Raw genomic sequence first — 16,127 nt, 5'->3', positions numbered from 1 at the left:
CCGGCGATGGATGACAATGCGGGGCGCTGTCGTCTTTCGTGCCGCTGCACCGTCTCAAGCTCCCCGCTTGAGCGTGCCGTCCACGCAACGCGCTCCGACTACGCGGGTATCACTACCACAGTTTTGTGGGCGTGCTCAAGATGGGTCGCAGTTGCGTCTGGCATCGCTTGTGTGGCGTGGCACTCCCCTTCCGAGACCTGGCACGGTTGTGTCCGCCAGTGCGAATCCGCGCATGGTTTCAGGGGTAATTGACGGGTTTGGGCGCCGGCGTTTCCGGTAGCGGAATGAACTCCTGATCGTCGCCGGGGATGGTGCCGAAGCGGCCGGCCTGCCAATCGTCCTTGGCCTGTTCGATGCGCTCTTGTGAGCTGGAGACGAAGTTCCACCACAGGTGGCGCGGGCCATCCAGCGGCTCGCCGCCGAGCAGCATCGCCTTGAGGGGGGTCTTGGCGCGCAGCCTGCCGCGCGTGCCGGCGGAGGGCACAATCAGATGCCGCGCCGGCACGTCGGCGCCATCCAGTTGCGCCTCGCCCTCCAGGATGTAGAGCGCGCGCTCGGCGTGGCTGGTATCCAGATCGATCTCGGCATCGGCGTCCAGATCCAGCGCCACGTTGAGCGTGCCGCTGAACACCCGCACCGGCGATTCCTCGCCGTAGGCGCGGCCGGCGATCACCCGCAGCCACACGCCGTTGCGGCGCTGCTGCGGCAGGCTGGTGGCGGCGTGGTGATGGAAAGCGGGCGCGGTTTCTTCGGCCGAGCGCGGCAACGCGATCCAGGTCTGCATGCCGTGCAGGGCGTGCTCGCGTGCGCGTTCGGGGCCCGGCGTGCGTTCGGAATGGGCGATGCCGCGGCCGGCGGTCATCCAGTTGACGTCACCGGGGCGGATCACCTGATCCGAGCCGAGCGTGTCGCGGTGGCCGATCTCGCCCGACCACAGGAAGGTGACGGTGGCCAGGCCGATATGCGGATGCGGACGGACATCGATGCCGTGATCGGGCTCCAGCACTGCCGGGCCCATGTGGTCGACGAACACGAACGGGCCGACGCTGCGCGCCTGCAGGGTCGGCACGGCGCGGCGCACCTGCAAGCCGCCAATATCGTGGACACGGGGAGCGATCAGCGTGGTCATGGCGGCGGCTCGTGCAGTGGGCAGAGCGGCAGCTTGCCATGCAGGCGGCGGCGTGGGCGCGCTGCAACGCAAGATGGAATGTTCTGTGCGTGCGGCACGTGATGGGGTGAGTGGTGGTGGCTGGTGGTGTGCTGCTGCGGCAGGTGGCCAGGTTGGTGAATGCCGCGCATTCAAGTACCAAAGCTACGAGCACCTGCACGTCGATCTGGTCGGCGTTGTCCAAGCCGCAAGACAACGGCGGCTGCGAGCTGCGAGCTGCGCGCGAGAAGCTTGAAGTCAGAATCCACACGCCAGAACTGACAAGCCACATCCAACGAACCATGCATCGATGCCCGCAATTGCACGCTTGCCCCGCAGCACGCGAGCTACAGCAACGTCGGCTGCGTCTGCAGCTCGATTTCGCCACGCCGTGAAGCCAGCCGGTCGGCCAGCCGCGTCGGTTCGGGCAGGCGGTAGGCGCGCAGCGTGCGCAGGGTCCAGTCGAGTGCGCCTTGCATCGACACGCGATGACCGGGCGAGACGATCAACGGATTGCAGCGCGGCTTGCTGCGCAGTGCCCAGCCGATCTGCGCACCGGCCAGCAGGATGGGGCTGTGGTCGCCGCGTTCCCCACCGGGCTCGATGAAGGTTCCGGCCAGGCGTTGCTTGGCCACGCCGATGCTGGGCAGGCCAGTGACCACGCCAAAGTGCGCGGCGATGCCGAACCTGCGCGGATGCGCGATGCCCTGGCCATCGATGAACACCAGGTCCGGCGTGCGCGCCAGCAGCGCAAGCGCGCGCAGCAATGCGGGCAGCTCGCGAAAACTCAGCAGGCCGGGCACATACGGCATCGAGGTCGGCACGCGGGCGACGTGGGTTTCCAGCGGCAGCAGCGTCTGCGCATCCAGCAGCACGGCCGCCGCGCGCGTGGTCTGGCCATCGTCTTCGAAGCCCACATCGAAGCCGGCCAGCAGCGCAGGCGCGGCGGAAACCTCATCGCGCAGCGCCACGCGCTGGGCCAGTTGCTGCTGCAACTGTCGCGCCTGAGCGACGCTGCCGTCCCAACCGGCGAACACGGGGTCGATGGATGTCTGCATGGCCGCAGCATCGCGCGCACGCCGTGGCGATGCCGTGCACGCCAGGCAGGCATCGGCTGCCGCTACAATCAGCGGTTGATCGGCCCCCAATCGGAGAACCGTAGTGACCCGCAAACTCGTACTGCTGCGCCATGGCCAGAGCCAATGGAACCTGGACAACCGTTTCACCGGCTGGGTGGACGTGGATCTCACCGAGCAGGGCCGCCAGGAAGCCGCCGCGGCCGGCAAGCTGATGAAGGACGAAGGGCTGCAGTTCGATGTGGCGTACACCTCGGTGCTCAAGCGCGCCATCCACACGCTGCAGGGCGCGCTGAAGGAGCTCGACCAGGACTGGCTGCCGGTGCACAAGAGCTGGCGCCTCAATGAGCGTCACTACGGTGGCCTGCAGGGCCTGGACAAGGCCGAAACCGCGGCCAAGCACGGCGAAGAGCAGGTCAAGATCTGGCGCCGTTCCTACGACATCCCGCCGCCGGCCATGGACGTCACCGATCCGGGCCATCCCGGGCATGACCGCCGCTATGCCACGCTGGACCGCAATGCATTGCCGGGCACCGAGTCGCTGGCGACCACGCTGGTGCGCGTGTTGCCGTACTGGCACGACGCGATCGCCCCGCAGTTGAAGGCCGGCCAGACCGTGCTGGTCACCGCGCACGGCAACTCGTTGCGCGCGCTGTACAAGTACCTCAACGACATCTCCAACGCGCAGATCCTGGAGCTCAACATTCCCACCGGCATCCCGCTGTTGTTCGAGCTGGACGACAACCTGCAGGTGCAAAGCTACCGCTACCTGGGCGACCCGGAAGCGGCCAAGCGCGCCGCCGAAGCCGTGGCCAACCAGGGCAAGGCCAAGTAAGCCGCGCAGCGGGCGTGCACGCAGCACGCCCGCTGCCGGATTGGCCGGTGCTGCCGCCATGCATGAGGCGTGGCGGCGTTGGCCGTGATGCAGCGGCGTGCCTGTTGGTGCGCGCTGCCAATGGTGCTTCTTTCATTGCGAGACATGATGTCCGGCAAACGTAAAACGCAGCAGATGAGCGCCCTGTACTGCCGCAGTTATCTCGCGACCTTCGGTGTGCTGATGGCAGGAGTCAGCGGCGCGTTTGCCGCGCTGGCAGGCGGCAGTGTCTCTGCAGAAGCCACCTGGCTGGCCTTGCTGGTGTGCCTGGCCGGTGTGCTGCTGGTGGCCTTTGGCCTGTTTGGTCCGTCGCGGCAGATGGAGTCCTGGGCGGAGGCAACGTCCAGTCACGATGCGGCGCTGGTGTTGATGGTTCTCGCCTTCCCGGTGTACCTGCTATTGAAGCCGTTCTACAAACACTCCTAGCGCGCAGTGGCGCGTTGGAGTGCGATGCCGCAGCGGCTGGATGCGCGCGGTGGCGGACGTTAGGGCGTTCGCCTGTTGTGTGACTTTTGGGGGATCAGCGCAGTGCGCCGATTACCTACTCTTTTCGGCCGCGCGCACGCTGCGGCCCCTGTCCTGGAGAATTCAATGATCCTCAGCAAGTTTGCCCCGCTGTCCCTGGCGGTGGCCATCGCCGTGACGCTGTCCGCGTGCGGCGCCTCCGACGACACCAGCAAGCCGGCCGCCGCCGCATCTGCAGCGCCGACGCGCGTGGATGTGTCCAAGCTGGATGCGCCGATCGTGGCCTTCGGCAGCGGCGATCTGGATCCGGCCATTGCCGCATGCCAGGACCTCAACGGGTTCGTCAACGCCAAGTGGCTCAAGGCCAACCCGGTGCCGTCCGACCGCACCAGCTGGGGCAGTTTCGAAGTGCTGGCCGAGCGCTCGTTGACCATCCAGCACGCGCTGGTGGAACAACTGGCGCGCGGTAATCTGTCCGCAGGTTCGGTGGATGCCAAGATCGCCGACCTGTGGCGGACCGGCTCGGACGAGGCGGCCATCGACAAGGCCGGCATCACCCCGCTGCAGCCGCAGCTAAAAGCGATTGATGCGCTTAGCGATGCGCCAGCGATTGCCGCCTGGTTGCGCGACAGCTATGCCAAGGGCCAGGGCTTTTTGTTCTCGTTCGGCGCCAATGCCGACTACAAGAATTCCGAGCAGATGATTGCGTATGCCGGGCAGGGCGGTCTGGGCCTGCCGGAGAAGGGCTATTACACCGATCCGGCCCAGGCAAAGATCCGCGAACAGTACGTGGCTTATATCGCCCGCGTGCTGGAGCTGTCCGGCATTCCGGCAGCACAGGCGGCCGAACAGGCCAAGGCGGTGATGGCGTTCGAGACGCAGCTGGCCAACGCCTCGCTCTCGCGCATCGAGCTGCGTGACCCGGCCAAGCGCTACAACCCGGTCGATGTGGCGGGCGCCAATGCGATCACGCCGCACTTCGATTGGCAGGCATTCTTCAGTGCACTGAAGGTGCCGGCCGGCACCTTCTCGCTGAGCCAGCCGGAGTATTTCCGCGCGCTGGACGAGATGCTCGTCAACACGCCGGTGGATACCTGGAAGGCATATCTGCGCTTCCACAGCATCGATGAGGCAGCGCCGTACCTGGCCAAGCCGTTCGAGCAGGCCAACTTCGATTTCTATGCCAAGACGTTGCGCGGGCAGCAGGACATGCTGCCGCGCTGGAAGCGCACCTTGAACGCGGTCAACGAGGCCATGGGCGAGGCACTGGGCCAGCTCTACGTGCAATCGGCATTCCCGGCCGAGTCAAAAGCGCAGATGCAGCAGCTGGTGCAGAACCTCTCCAACGCGCTGAAGGTGCGGCTGGAGAAGCTGGACTGGATGAGCGCGGAGACCAAGCAGCGTGCACTGGAAAAGTGGGCCAGCTTCACGCCCAAGATCGGCTATCCGGACCAGTGGCGTGATTGGAGCGGGCTGGAAACGCGGGGCGACGGGTTCCTGGCCAATATGCAGGCCGCGCAGGCGTTCAATTACCGCTACATGCTCGACAAGATCGGCAAGCCGGTGGACAAGCGCGAGTGGCATATGACGCCGCAGACGGTCAACGCGTACTACAACGCCACCCGCAACGAGATCGTGTTCCCGGCGGCGATTCTGCAGCCGCCGTTCTTCGATCCCAAGGCCGACCCGGCGCTCAATTACGGCGGCATCGGTGCGGTGATCGGGCACGAGATGATGCATGGCTACGACGACTCCGGCAGCCAGTTCGATGCCAAGGGCAACTTCGACACGTGGTGGACCGACGCCGACCGCAAGCTGTTCACCCAGCGCACCGATCAGCTGGTGGCGCAGTTCGATGGCTACGAGGCGATTCCCGGCGTGCACGTCAAAGGCAAGCTGACCCTGGGCGAAAACATCGGCGACCTGGGCGGCCTCACCGTGGCCTACGACGCGCTGCAGATGGCGTTGCAGGAACAGCCGGCCGCCAACAAGGAGATCGACGGCCATAGCCAGGACAAGCGCTTCTTCATGAACTGGGCCACGGTGTGGCGCCGCAACTTCACCGATGGCGAGCTGCGCGTGCGCCTCAACACCGATCCGCATGCGCCGGCCAACTTCCGCGCCAACGGCGCGCCGTCCAACATGCCGGCGTTCGCACAGGCGTTCCAGTGCAAGCCGGGCGATGCGATGGTGCGCGGCGACAAGGACCGCGTGGCGATCTGGTAAGCGTGATGGACCAGCGTGCAGGCGGCGACGGTCGCCTGCACGCGTTGCGCGCGGCATGCGCGCAAGGATGAGCCCGCTGCGATGCGCTGCGTCTGCACACCAGCCTGCTCGCAGAGCCTCTAGGGATGGTCTGATCAACGGCGTCGGAGGATGAGCCCAACTACATCGGCTAGGCTGACGGCGCTCAGATCCTCGATTTTTTTGCCGTTTCCGGCGCGTTTGCAGGGTGTTGCCTGCGTTACAGGCGCACGCTCCCCATAGCAGGCAATAACTGCTTTCGCTTCATCCACAGGTTTGACAGCGCAAACAGCGTCAGCACCTGCGCGGTGTTCTTCGCCAGGCCGCGATAGCGGACCTTGGTGTAACCGAACTGGCGCTTGATCACCCGGAACGGATGCTCCACCTTCGCGCGCACGCTGGCCTTGAAGTGTTCCCAACGCTGTTCCCGAGCACGCTCCCGCTTGTTGCCGATGGCTTGAAGCACCGAACGCTTGGCAGCAATGAAAAATGCAGCCTCGCAGTCCTGCAGTTCTTCGCGCTTATCCGCACCGGTGTAGCCGCTGTCGCCAAACACGCTGTCTTCTTTGCCATGCAGCAACGTGTGCGTCACCGTGACGTCGGCGACGTTGGCGGCCGTGCAATGGACGTGGTGCACCAACCCGGAAAACTCATCCACGCCGATGTGCGCCTTCATCCCGAAATACCACTGATTGCCCTTCTTGGTCTGATGCATCTCGGGGTCGCGCGCATGGTCGGCGTTCTTGGTCGAACTGGGCGCCGCGATCAGCGTCGCATCGACGATCGTGCCCGACCGCAGGCTCTGGCCCTTGCGCGCCAGATGCGCGTTGACAGCTTCCAGCATCCGCGCGGCAAGGCCATGGGTCTCCAGCAGGCGGCGAAAGTTGAGAATCGTGGTCTCGTCCGGAACGTTGTCCAAGCCACCGAGCTGGGCAAACCGCCGCAAGGTCGGGATCTCGTGCAGTGCTTCTTCCATCGCCGGATCGCTCAACGCATACCACTGCTGCAGCAAATGAATCCGCAACATCCTCGCCAGTGCGTACGGCTGCCGACCTGGCCGGCCCGACACGGGATAGTGCGGCGCGACCAGCCCGAGCAATTGCTGCCACGGGACGACCTGCTCCATCTCGGCCAGGAAGATCTCCCGGCGCGTCTGCTTGCGCTTGCCCAGGCCCTCAGCGTCACCGAACGTCAGTTGCATGGATCACCCCTCAACATCAGGCGGGTAGTGTCGCGTTGATACGCCCAGGGTTCCGTAGACACTCAAGACCCTCGTTGCGCGTAGCGCCGTTCAAACTCTACAGGTGACAGGTCGCCAGTTGAACCGTGGCGGCGGTTGGGGTTGTAGAACATCTCGATGTAGTCGAATACCTCGGCGCGAGCGGCGTCCTTGGTGGGATAGGTCAGCCGCCTGATCCGCTCGCGTTTGAGCAGGCCGAAGAAGCTCTCCACGGGTGCGTTGTCGTGGCAGTTGCCACGCCGACTCATGCTGCACACCAAGCCATGGGACGCCAGGAAACTGCGCCAGTCATCGCTGGTGTAGACAGACCCTTGGTCCGAATGAACCAAGCAACCAGCGTTGGGTTTGCGCCGCCACACCGCAGACAACACCGCCTGCACGACCAACTCGGTGTCGGCCCGATCGCGCATCGCCCAGCCGACGACCTGCCTGGAAAACAGATCGATCACAACAGCCAAATACATCCAGCCTTCATGCGTGCGGATGAAGGTGAAATCGCTCGCCCAGGCCGTGTCCGGCTCCGTCACGTCGAACTGTCGGTCAAGCAGGTTGGCCGCCGCCTTGCACTGCATTCCTCCATGGAAGCGCGGTTTGCGACCATAGCCCACCTGGGCACGCAGTCCCTCGGTGCGCATCAGCCGATGCACCCGATGACGACTACAACGCTCACCCAGATCGCGCAGATCCGTGGTGATCTTGCGATGCCCATAGACACTGCCGCTGGCCAGCCAGTGGTGCTTGATTAGTCCAAGCAAGCGATCATCTTCCTTGGCGCGCTCACTGTTGGGCGAGCACAACCAGGCGTAATAACCCGACCGGTTGACCCGCAATACCCGGCACATTGCACACACCCTGAATTCCCCGCAGTGGGCTTGCATGAAGGCGTACTTTGCCTTTACCCCTTGGCAAAGTACGCGGCGGCCTTTTTTAGGATGTCGCGCTCCTCGGTCACTCGACGCAACTCTGCCTTCAGCCGCCGAACCTCGGCGCTCTGGTCCACCTCGGCGCGATGCACCACGCCAGACTTGCCGAACGTGCGCAGCCAGGCGTACAGGCTGTGCGTCGTGACACCCAGCCGCTCGGCGACTTCTGCCACCTTGAACCCACGATCAGTCACTTGCCGGACCGCCTCGATCTTGAACTCATCCGTATATCGCTTGCTGCTCATAGACACCTCCGAATCGACCATTTTCCATGGCCTTGAGATGTCTAGGAAACCCTGGGCGTATCATGCGTTGTTCAGAGGTTCCCTAGACTGCCGCGCACTTCAACGCGGAACCGGCAGTGACCAAACGCAAGATCTTCAAGTGGGCGGGCATCGGCGTGCTGGTGCTGGCGCTGGGCAGCGTGCTGTCGCTGTATGGCTACGGCCGCTTTGCCGATCGCGAGCGCGGCCCTGCCAGCCATGCCTTGCCGGTGGCGGCGCAGGCAACGCCAATCGACCAGGTCGTCGCTCCGTTGCAGCAGGCGCATGCCGGCAAGACCGGCATGGTGATCCTGTCCGACAACATCGATGCGTTTGCGGTGCGCGCGTTGACCGCGCGTGCGGCCGGCCGCAGCCTGGATCTGCAGTACTACATCTGGCATGCCGACTTCACCGGCAACCTGTTGCACAACGAATTGCTGCGTGCGGCCGACCGTGGCGTGCGCGTGCGCCTGTTGCTGGACGACATGAACATCCATGGCAGCGACTCGGTGCTGGCCGCGTTGGACAGCCATCCGCTGATCGAGATCCGCCTGTTCAACCCCACCCGTGCACGCGAGGGCACGCTGATGCGCGGCGTGGAAATGGTGCTGCGCATGTTCAGCATCAACCGACGCATGCACAACAAGGCGTGGATTGCCGATGGCCGCATCGCGGTGGTGGGTGGGCGCAATGTGGGCGACGAATATTTCGACGCCGCGCGCGACACCAACTTCATGGACATGGACGCGGCCTTGATCGGCCCGACGGTGCGTCAGTCCGAACAGGTGTTCGATGCCTACTGGAACAGCCCCAATGCATTGCCGCTGGCGGCGCTGGTCACCGCCAAGCCGCAGGCGCTGGAGCAACTGCGCGGCAGCCTGGACGCCGGGATGGCGTCGGTGGGCGCGCACCCGTACGTGGAGCGCCTGCGCCAATCGCCAAGCGTGCATGCCTTGATGCAGGGCAATCGCCCGGTGCATTGGGTGCAGCAGGCGCGCATCGTGGCCGACCCGCCGGAGAAGGCCGAAGGTGCGCCACCGCAACCGGACTGGATGACGCCGATCCTGATCGGCGAGATGGCCAACGCACGCCGCGAACTGAAATTGATCTCACCTTATTTCGTGCCCGGCGACGACGGCATGCGCTGGATCGGTGGCCTGCGCAAGCGCGATGTACGCGTCAGCGTATTGACCAATTCACTGGCCGCCAACGATGTCGTGGCCGTGCACAGCGGCTATGCGGACTACCGCATTCCGCTGCTGCAACAAGGCGTGCGCCTGCACGAGCTCAAGCCGATGGGGCGCCCGGATGGCAGCCTGTTCGGTTCCAGTGGTGCGAGCCTGCATACCAAGGCCTTCGTGGTGGACGACAGCGCCGGTTTCATCGGTTCGTTCAACCTGGACCCGCGGGCGATGAATCTCAACACCGAGATGGGCCTGCTATTCGAAGACCGCACCGTGACCGCGGAGCTGGAGCGGCTATACAACCACAAGGTGAGCGCGCCGGTGAGCTACCGGGTGACGTTGGAGCAGGGCGGATTGCGCTGGCACGACGATGCCGCGCAGCCACCGGCGGTGTGGACGCGCGAACCGGCCGCCAGTGTGTGGCGTCGCGGCGCGGCCAAGGTGTTGGGCTGGTTGCCGCTGGATTCGCAGTTGTAACTACGGGGAGAAACAGCTGGCGTAGCAGTGGGGGCAGGACTGCGTGCACTTTGCTGCGTGCCTGTTGGGCATTTACGACGTCGTACTGTCTTGCGCGTGGCGATCGCAATGACGTGCGTACGTTGACGGACGACCTGCCGGTACTGATTGCGCCTCTCGCTGGCTACGCGCAGGCGTGACGCGATGTGCCGTAAAGCCGGCACAGTGATGTCGCGATCGAAGAGCCGACTAAGACGTTGCACGAAGCACTTGGCGCAACCGCCAGCTTTCACCGCTGCCTGTCTCAGGCCGATGCATCGCTATTGCAGTTGGGTCACGATCTCGCGCGCCATCGCGCCAAGCGGCAGGATGCGGTCTGCACCGCCGCGTTTGATCGCTTCCTTGGGCATGCCGAACACGATGCTGGTGTGTTCGTCCTGCGCGATTGTGCGTGCACCGGCCTGGCGCATTTCCAGCAGCCCGGCCGCACCGTCGTCGCCCATGCCGGTCATGATGATGCCCAGCGCATTGCTGCCGGCCGCGCGCGCAGCCGAGCGGAACAGCACATCGACCGACGGGCGATGTCGGTTCACCGGCGGGCCTTCCAGTACTTCGACAAAATATTGCGCGCCACTGCGGCGCAGCAGCAGATGCTTGCCGCCGGGTGCGATTAGCGCACGTCCCGGCATCACGCGGTCGTTGTTGGCGGCTTCTTTCACTGCGATCTGGCACAAGCCGTTGAGGCGTGCAGCAAACGCGGCGGTGAACTTCTCCGGCATGTGCTGCACGATCACGATACCCGGGCACACGCGCGGCAAGGCGGTGAGCACTTCTTCCAGCGCCTGGGTGCCGCCGGTGGAGGTGCCGATGGCCACGATCCGCTCGGTGGTCTGCGCCAACGCACGGCCGGTTTGCGCAGGCAGGATCACATCGGCGGTGTGCTTGACCTCGGCCTCCAGCGGCGCGGCAGTGACGCGTGCGGCCAGGCGTTTGACGTTGGCGCGCGCGGCGCTGCGCACGGTGGCCACCAGCTCGTCGGCCGAGTCGGTGAGGAACTGCTTGAGTCCCAGCCGCGGTTTGGTGACCACGGCCACTGCGCCGGCGGCCAGTGCATCCATGGTGACGCGCGCGCCTTTTTCGGTGAGCGTGGAGCAGATCACCACCGGGGTGGGGCGCTCGCTCATGATCTTGCGCAGGAAGGTGATGCCATCCATGCGCGGCATTTCCACATCCAGCACGATCACGTCCGGCCACTGCTGGCGCATTTTTTCGATGGCCAGCAACGGGTCGGCGGCGGTGGCGATGACCTCGATGCCGGGCGCTTCGTTGAGCACGCCCACCAGCACCTGGCGTACCACCGCCGAATCATCGACCACCATTGCCTTGATGGTCTGGGACTGCGGGATGGGGCGGTTGAACGCTGTGGACACGGTGGATCCCTGGCTCAGGCTTTACGGAAGATCGACGGTGCCACCTGGATGAGATCGATGTCGAGCTCGCTCAGGCTTTCCGAATGGCCGATGCAGAAGTGCCCGCCCGGTTTGAGGTTGGCCAGCACGCGCAGGATCACTTCGCGCTTGGTCTGGCCATTGAAATAAATCATCACGTTGCGCAGGAAGATCACATCGAAGCTGCCCAGCATCGGCAAGGCGGCGTTGAGATTGGCATGCACGAACTTGACCCGGTCACGCAGGCGGCGCTCCACCAGCAAGGTGCCGGCGTACTCGCCCTGGCCGCGCAGGCAGTAGCGCTTGAGATACGCCTGTGGAATGCCGTCGATGCGCTGCAGGGCGTAGTGGCCGGTGCGGGCCTTGGCCACCACGCGGCTGCTGATGTCGGTGCCGACCACCTCGAACGCACGGCCTTGCAGCGCGTCGTCGAGCACCATCGCCATGCTGTAGGCCTCTTCGCCGGTGGAACTGGCCGCGCTCCAGCAGCGCAGCGGCAGCCCACCACGGTGGTCGTCAGCCAGGCGGCGCAGCAGGTCGAAGTGCTTGGGCTCGCGGAAGAAATAGGTTTCGTTGGTGGTCAGCAGGTCGATCGCGGTCTGGATCTCGTCGCGATCCTGCCGGCTTTCCAGCAATTGCAGGTATTGGGTGTAGTTGTCGAACTGATGCTCGCGCAGGCGCTTGCCCAGCCGTCCGCACAACATGGCCTTCTTGCCGGAAGAAATGCTGATGCCGGCGGCTTCGAAAATGAAGCGCTGAAAGCGCCCGAATTCCTGTTCGGTGATCGCGGTCGACGTGCTCATGGGCTCAGACAAGGTCGGCATCAGTGGGAAGCTCGCTGCTGCAGAGACGGGCGATGCGGCTGGCGTGTTCGCGCCACCACTCCGACAACATCGGGCCCGGCATCGGGGAGGCCATCAGGTAGCCCTGGGCCAGGTCGCAGCCGAGTTCGCGGAGCAGGCGCCAGTCCTCCGGGGTTTCCACGCCCTCGGCCACGGCAGTGAGTTCCAGCCGGTGGGCCAGCTCCAGCGTGGATTCCAGCACGGTGCGCTGGCTGCGGCTGCGGTGCGCGGCATGCACGAAGCTGCGGTCGAGTTTGAGCTCGGTAAACGGGATGCTGGCCAGCCGCTGCAACGAGGAAAAGCCGGTGCCGTAATCGTCGATGGACAGGCCGAACCCATGCAGGCGCAGCCGCGCCAGCATGCTCAGCGCATTGGCCGGCTCCACGATGGCGCTTTCGGTGAGTTCCAGCACCAGGTCGGCCGGTGCCAGGCCGTTGTCGGCCAGCTTGGCGCACAGGTGTTCGAGAAAATCCTGCTCGCCCAGCAGATTGGGCGACAGGTTCAAGGCCAGCGTGAGTTGCAGGCCTTCGGCGCGCCAGTCGACCAGTTGCGCAACCGCCTTGTCGATCACCTGCTGGGTGAGTGCGTGGATCAAACCTTCGCGCTCGGCCAAGGGAATGAAGCGGTCCGGGCCGATCATGTCGCCTTGCGGGCGGCGCCAGCGCGCCAGGGCCTCAACGCCGCGCAGGCGGCCGTCGCGCAGGTCCAGCTTGGGCTGATAAGCCACGCGGATTTCGCCGCGCCGCATGGCGCGATCCAGCCGCGAGGCCGCCGCGCCGCCACTGGAGAGCAGCGGCGAGAGCGGCGTGGACAGCGCGGTGGTGGTCTCGGCGAGCGGTTCGGGAATGCAGTCCAGCGTGGTGGCCAGGTCCTGCAGGCGCAGCGGTTTTTCCAGGCCGGCGAGCACGCGCACACCGGCGCTGCGGCTGAGTTGCATCACCGCATCGATCAGCGCGCCGCCGCGCTGCGAGACCACCACCACCGGCACGCTGTGCTGGCCGCGTGCCAGCGCATCGAGCAGCTGCACGCCGTCCATTCCCGGCATTTCCAGGTCGATCAACAGCAGCGATGGTGCGCTGGCGCGGCTCAGCCAGTCGAGCGCGGCATGGCCGTCGCCGGCACCTTCCACCACGCTGGCGCCCAATTGGCGGCACAGCGCCATGGCGTGTTCGCGCTGGACCACGCTGTCGTCGACCACCAGGACCGGGCCGGCCAGTGCGCAGTTGCAGGAAAGGAGTGGAGAGTGCATGAGAGTCCTGGCGTGCACGGAAAGAGTCAGGCCGCCAGCGCGGCGTCGGGCAGCTGCGCCGGCGCGTCGTTGGCCAGCACGGCGTCGGCATCCAGCAGGATCACGAAGCGCTCGTCGCGCTTGGCCATGCCGTGGATGAAATCGCGATGGATGCCGGCGCCGAAGCTGGGCGCATCGGCAATGTCGGCGGGCGCGATCTCCACCACTTCGCTGACCGCGTCCACCAGCAAGCCCAACACCTGCTGCTCACCGGCGCGTGCGATCTCCACGATCACGATGCAGCTGCGTTTGGTGATGGCGCTCGCACTGCGGCCAAAGCGCAGCTGTACGTCCATCACCGGCACCACCGCACCACGCAGGTTGATCACTCCACGCAGCGCCGGCGGCATCATCGGCACTTCGGTTGGAATTCGGTATTCAATGATTTCCTTGATGCCCAGGATGCCCAGGCCGAACATCTCACCGCCCAGCAGGAAGGTGAGGTATTGCTGGGGTGCGGGCATGGCGGGCGCGCCACCGGTCTCTACGCTGCGCTGTTGCATCGTCGATTCCTCAGAAGCTGGCGAACTGGGATTCGTCGATCACATCGGCGGCGACCGCCGCGCTGATCGGACGCACGTTGGCACGGCGCAGCGGCAGGCTGGCGGCAGGCGCAACCCGACGTTGCACCGGCTTGGCCGCCGGCACATTGCCACGCCCACCGTTGCCCAGCCGGAAGAAGCCCATCAACTGCTGCAACTGCTCGGCCTGCGCGCTCATCTCTTCCGAGGTGGCGGCCAGTTCTTCGGCATTGGCCGCGGCGGATTGGGTGGTCTGGTTCAACTGGCCCACCGCGGTGTTGATCTGGCTGACGCCGGCGGTCTGTTCTTCGGACGCTGCGGCAATCTCCTGCACCAGATCGGAGGTGCGGCGGATCGAAGGCACCATCTCGCCCAGCACGCGGCCGGCGCTTTCGGCCAGTTCCACGCTGGACCCAGCCACTTCGCCGATTTCCTGCGCGGCGATCTGGCTGCGCTCGGCCAGCTTGCGTACCTCTGCGGCCACCACCGCAAAGCCCTTGCCGTGTTCGCCGGCGCGTGCGGCTTCGATCGCGGCATTGAGCGCCAGCAGATTGGTCTGGTAGGCGATGTCGTCGATGATGCCGATCTTCTTGGCGATGTCCTTCATCGCCACCACCGTGGCGCGCACGGTGTCGCCACCGTCGGCCGCCTCGCTGGCAGCCTTGGCGGCCATGCTGTCGGTGACGCGGGCGTTTTCGGTGTTCTGTGCAATGGAAGCAGTCATCTGCTCAAGCGAGGCGCTGGTTTCTTCCACGCCGGCCGCCTGTTCGCTGGCGGCCTGGGCCAGTGCCTGCGCGGTGGCACTGACTTGTTCCGATGCGCTGGCTAGGTTCTCGGCGTTGCGGTTGACCTCATCGACGATCTCGGTGAGGCGGCTCATGGTGGTGTTGACGTAGCGCTGCATGTCGGCAAACGCGCCTTCATAGCGGCCTTCCACGGTGTGCGTGAGGTCGCCCTCGGCCATCGCGCCCATTACCTGGATCACCTCGGAGATGCTGCGCAGGTTGCCGCGTGCACGCTCTACGGTGTCGTTGATGAAGGCCTTCTTGCCGGGCAGCTGCGCCAGCGGCGCGTCGAAGTTGCCGCGGCCGAACTCTGCCACCACGCCCATTGCCAGCTTCTTGACCGCGATATGCGCACCCACCATTTCGTTGATGCCGGTGGCCATGCTGCGGAAGTCACCGTCGAAGCGCGCGGTATCGATCACCACATCGATGTCGCCGGCTTCGTGTTCGGCCGACATGTGGTTGATCTCGCGGATCAAGCCGGTGAGGTTGCCGCGCACCTGATCGATGGTCTCGTTGATGAAGCGCTTCTTGCCCGGCAGCTGCGGCAGTTGTGCGGTGAAGTTGCCGCGGCCGAACTCGGCCACGCAGGCGATGGCCTGCTTCTTGACCGCGATATGTCCTGCCACCATCGCATTGATGCCTTCGGCCATGCGACGGAAATCGCCGGTGAAGCGCTGCGTGTCGATCACGACGTCGATATCGCCGGCATCGTGTTCGACTGCCATGCGGTTGACTTCGGCGACCAGGCCGGTGAGGTTGCCGCGGATCTGGTCCACGACCTCGTTGATGAAGGCCTTCTTGCCGGGCAGGCGTTCCAGCTCGGCGGAAAAATTGCCGCGGGCGAATTCGGCCACGCAGGCCATGGCCTGCTTCTTTACCGCGATATGGCTGGCGACCATGCGGTTGATGCCGTCGCCCATGGCGCGGAAGTCACCATCAAACCGTGCCACATCGATGCGCGCATCGATCTCGCCGGCGTCGTGTTCGTGCGAGACACGGTTGATTTCGTCGTTGACGTGGCGGATGCCGCTCTGCACCTTGCGCAGGCCGCGCAGCACTTCACAGGCCTGCTCGTCGCGCACCTGCGGCAGGGCGACATCGAAGTTGCCGCGGGCGAAGGCGTCCAGCGTGGTGGTGGCGATCTCCAGCGAGCCGGTAGCGGTGCGGATCGACCAGGCCAGCAGCACACCGCTGGCGAGTGCGGCCAGCACGCTCGCCGCCAGCAGTGCAGCATGCGACAGCGTGAGTGCGAAGCCGGCAACCACCACCACAACCGGCAGGGCAATGGCGAAAGCGGCGGTGAACCACAGTTGGGTGGCGATCGGGAGACGGTGCGACATGGTGGCAGCTTCCTGGAGTCAGGGAACG

13 protein-coding genes are annotated in these 16,127 nt (G+C 65.3%); 4 read left to right on the top strand and 9 right to left on the bottom strand.

The window, feature by feature from the left end:
• Window positions 1–238 precede the first annotated feature (238 nt).
• The gene (locus XCC_RS14060; RefSeq protein WP_011037844.1) at window positions 239–1,129 is read right to left on the bottom strand and encodes a pirin family protein; all 891 of its coding nucleotides are present in this window, start codon (window positions 1,127–1,129) and stop codon (window positions 239–241) included.
• A 365-nt stretch (window positions 1,130–1,494) separates the two neighbouring features.
• Window positions 1,495–2,205, bottom strand: coding sequence for a deoxyribonuclease V (gene nfi / locus XCC_RS14055; protein ID WP_011037843.1), 711 nt, complete (start codon window positions 2,203–2,205; stop codon window positions 1,495–1,497).
• A gap of 103 nt (window positions 2,206–2,308) precedes the next feature.
• Between nfi and gpmA the strand changes: the two genes are divergently transcribed.
• The 3 genes from gpmA (at window position 2,309) to XCC_RS14040 (ending at window position 5,788) form a co-directional block, all read left to right on the top strand.
• Window positions 2,309–3,058: a 2,3-diphosphoglycerate-dependent phosphoglycerate mutase gene (gene gpmA, locus XCC_RS14050; protein ID WP_011037842.1), complete on the top strand. Its 750-nt coding sequence runs from the start codon at window positions 2,309–2,311 to the stop codon at window positions 3,056–3,058.
• A gap of 147 nt (window positions 3,059–3,205) precedes the next feature.
• Window positions 3,206–3,523 carry a hypothetical protein gene (locus XCC_RS14045; protein WP_029628900.1) on the top strand — a complete coding sequence of 106 codons (318 nt, stop codon included), beginning with the start codon at window positions 3,206–3,208 and terminating at the stop codon, window positions 3,521–3,523.
• Window positions 3,524–3,688: 165 nt separating this feature from the next.
• Window positions 3,689–5,788, top strand: a complete 2,100-nt coding sequence (locus XCC_RS14040; protein WP_011037840.1) for a M13 family metallopeptidase — start codon at window positions 3,689–3,691, stop codon at window positions 5,786–5,788.
• A gap of 238 nt (window positions 5,789–6,026) precedes the next feature.
• Here XCC_RS14040 and XCC_RS14035 read toward each other — a convergent pair whose 3' ends face one another.
• Together XCC_RS14035 and XCC_RS14030 are read right to left on the bottom strand one after the other, a co-directional pair.
• Window positions 6,027–7,007, bottom strand: a complete 981-nt coding sequence (locus XCC_RS14035; RefSeq protein ID WP_011037839.1) for an IS5 family transposase — start codon at window positions 7,005–7,007, stop codon at window positions 6,027–6,029.
• A gap of 62 nt (window positions 7,008–7,069) precedes the next feature.
• Window positions 7,070–8,214 (bottom strand): IS3 family transposase gene (locus tag XCC_RS14030; protein WP_087942080.1). Its coding sequence is split into 2 segments (ribosomal slippage): window positions 7,070–7,977 and window positions 7,977–8,214, totalling 1,146 coding nucleotides; the frame shifts between segments, so codons are not numbered across the junction.
• Window positions 8,215–8,330: 116 nt separating this feature from the next.
• On the opposite strand from XCC_RS14030, the gene XCC_RS14025 reads away from it, so the two are divergent.
• Window positions 8,331–9,893, top strand: a complete 1,563-nt coding sequence (locus XCC_RS14025; RefSeq protein WP_011037836.1) for a phospholipase D family protein — start codon at window positions 8,331–8,333, stop codon at window positions 9,891–9,893.
• Window positions 9,894–10,192: 299 nt separating this feature from the next.
• Here XCC_RS14025 and XCC_RS14020 read toward each other — a convergent pair whose 3' ends face one another.
• Genes XCC_RS14020 through XCC_RS14000 form a run of 5 tightly spaced genes read right to left on the bottom strand, consistent with a single transcriptional unit; the run spans window position 10,193 to window position 16,099 of the window.
• Window positions 10,193–11,320: a protein-glutamate methylesterase/protein-glutamine glutaminase gene (locus XCC_RS14020; protein WP_012437834.1), complete on the bottom strand. Its 1,128-nt coding sequence runs from the start codon at window positions 11,318–11,320 to the stop codon at window positions 10,193–10,195.
• The gene (locus tag XCC_RS14015) at window positions 11,317–12,123 is read right to left on the bottom strand and encodes a CheR family methyltransferase (RefSeq protein ID WP_016944093.1); all 807 of its coding nucleotides are present in this window, start codon (window positions 12,121–12,123) and stop codon (window positions 11,317–11,319) included. The genes XCC_RS14020 and XCC_RS14015 overlap by 4 nt, the downstream gene beginning before the upstream one ends.
• Window positions 12,124–12,127: 4 nt before the next feature.
• On the bottom strand, window positions 12,128–13,411 hold the full coding sequence (locus tag XCC_RS14010; RefSeq protein WP_011037833.1) for an EAL domain-containing response regulator: 1,284 nt from the start codon (window positions 13,409–13,411) through the stop codon (window positions 12,128–12,130).
• 26 nt (window positions 13,412–13,437) lie between these two features.
• A complete protein-coding gene (locus tag XCC_RS14005; RefSeq protein ID WP_011037832.1) occupies window positions 13,438–13,953 on the bottom strand; it encodes a chemotaxis protein CheW in 516 nt (171 codons plus the stop codon).
• Between the two features lie 10 nt (window positions 13,954–13,963).
• Window positions 13,964–16,099 carry a methyl-accepting chemotaxis protein gene (locus XCC_RS14000; RefSeq protein WP_019237476.1) on the bottom strand — a complete coding sequence of 712 codons (2,136 nt, stop codon included), beginning with the start codon at window positions 16,097–16,099 and terminating at the stop codon, window positions 13,964–13,966.
• Window positions 16,100–16,127 lie beyond the last annotated feature (28 nt).

Origin of the sequence: Xanthomonas campestris pv. campestris str. ATCC 33913 (assembly GCF_000007145.1) — a bacterium.
In the GTDB taxonomy this organism is placed as follows: domain Bacteria; phylum Pseudomonadota; class Gammaproteobacteria; order Xanthomonadales; family Xanthomonadaceae; genus Xanthomonas; species Xanthomonas campestris.
Note: the sequence above shows the minus strand (reverse complement) of the source record. Positions and strands in the feature narration are given on the sequence as shown.

Excerpts from the sequence above, each read along its gene's own strand:
- nfi (WP_011037843.1), bottom strand. The coding sequence starts at position 2,205 with ATGCAGACATCCATCGACCCCGTGTTCGCCGGTTGGGACGGCAGCGTC.
- XCC_RS14000 (WP_019237476.1), bottom strand. The coding sequence starts at position 16,099 with ATGTCGCACCGTCTCCCGATCGCCACCCAACTGTGGTTCACCGCCGCT.
- XCC_RS14015 (WP_016944093.1), bottom strand. The coding sequence starts at position 12,123 with ATGAGCACGTCGACCGCGATCACCGAACAGGAATTCGGGCGCTTTCAG.
- XCC_RS14005 (WP_011037832.1), bottom strand. The coding sequence starts at position 13,953 with ATGCAACAGCGCAGCGTAGAGACCGGTGGCGCGCCCGCCATGCCCGCA.
- XCC_RS14035 (WP_011037839.1), bottom strand. The coding sequence starts at position 7,007 with ATGCAACTGACGTTCGGTGACGCTGAGGGCCTGGGCAAGCGCAAGCAG.
- XCC_RS14010 (WP_011037833.1), bottom strand. The coding sequence starts at position 13,411 with ATGCACTCTCCACTCCTTTCCTGCAACTGCGCACTGGCCGGCCCGGTC.
- XCC_RS14045 (WP_029628900.1), top strand. The coding sequence starts at position 3,206 with ATGTCCGGCAAACGTAAAACGCAGCAGATGAGCGCCCTGTACTGCCGC.
- XCC_RS14040 (WP_011037840.1), top strand. The coding sequence starts at position 3,689 with ATGATCCTCAGCAAGTTTGCCCCGCTGTCCCTGGCGGTGGCCATCGCC.
- XCC_RS14060 (WP_011037844.1), bottom strand. The coding sequence starts at position 1,129 with ATGACCACGCTGATCGCTCCCCGTGTCCACGATATTGGCGGCTTGCAG.